The sequence below is a fragment of the Paracraurococcus lichenis genome, from assembly GCF_030657435.1.
Classification (GTDB): domain Bacteria; phylum Pseudomonadota; class Alphaproteobacteria; order Acetobacterales; family Acetobacteraceae; genus Paracraurococcus; species Paracraurococcus lichenis.
This window is the reverse complement of record NZ_JAUTWS010000356.1, coordinates 1-906: the sequence shown is the minus strand read 5'-3', so window position 1 is coordinate 906 and position 906 is coordinate 1. Positions and strand designations below refer to the sequence as shown.

Annotated in this window: 2 protein-coding genes; both read left to right on the top strand. The window is 75.9% G+C overall.

The window, feature by feature from the left end:
• A partial coding sequence (locus tag Q7A36_RS40225) for an aromatic-ring hydroxylase C-terminal domain-containing protein (RefSeq protein ID WP_305109396.1) occupies window positions 1-628 on the top strand: 628 nt, incomplete at its 5' end.
• On the top strand, window positions 625-906 hold a 282-nt coding region (locus tag Q7A36_RS40220; RefSeq protein WP_305109395.1), incomplete at its 3' end, for an FAD-dependent oxidoreductase. The genes Q7A36_RS40225 and Q7A36_RS40220, both read left to right, overlap by 4 nt.

Here is a 906-nt window from a genome sequence, read left to right as displayed (position 1 = left end):
CGGCTTCGGCGGGCCGCGCCTCGCCGAGGCTTACGACGCGGAGCGGCGGCCGGTCGGGCGCCGCAACCGCGACGCCTCCGCCCGGCACAGCGAGGTGCGGCGCGAGATCGCGGCCGTCTACCACCCGGGGCTGCTCGCGCCGGACGGTGATGCGGCGCGGCTGGAAGCAGGGCGGCGCATCGCTGCCATCGGCAACGCCGAGAACGAGAGCACCGGCATCGAGCTCGGCTACGCCTATGCCGGCTCGCCCGCGGTCTGCGCCGAGCCGGGTGCCACCATCCCCGACGACCCGCTGCGCTACGTGCCGACCACGGCGCCGGGCGTGCGGCTACCGAGCGTGGTCCTGACGGACGGGCGGCCGCTGCTCGACCGGCTCGGCCCGTGGTTCACGCTGCTCTGCTGCGGCGACGCGGTGCCGTCCGGGGCGCTGCTCGCCGCGGCGGCACGACGCGGCGCGCCCATCGATGTGGTGCGGCTGGACGACCCGGCGGTGGCACGGGTCTATGGCCTGGGGCTGTTCCTGGTCCGGCCGGACCAGCACGTGGCCTGGCGCGGCCGCGCCTGCGACGATCCGCGCGCGGCGGCGGCGATCATCGACCGGGTACTCGGGTGGGAGGAGGCGGCATGAGCGGCAGGAGGTTGAAGGTCGTCATCGCGGGCGCCGGCATCGGCGGCCTCACCGCCGCCCTGGCGCTGCTGCGGCGCGGCTTCGAGGTGGAGGTGCACGAACAGGCGATGGCGCTGCGCGAGGTCGGCGCCGGCGTGCAGATCAGCGCCAACGGCATGCTGGTGCTGCGCGAGCTCGGCGTCGCCGATCGCGTGCTGGCGCTGGCAGCGCATCCGGAGCGGCGCGAGGTGCGGTTGTGGAACACCGGCCAGGCCTGGACCACCTTCGACCTCGGTGCC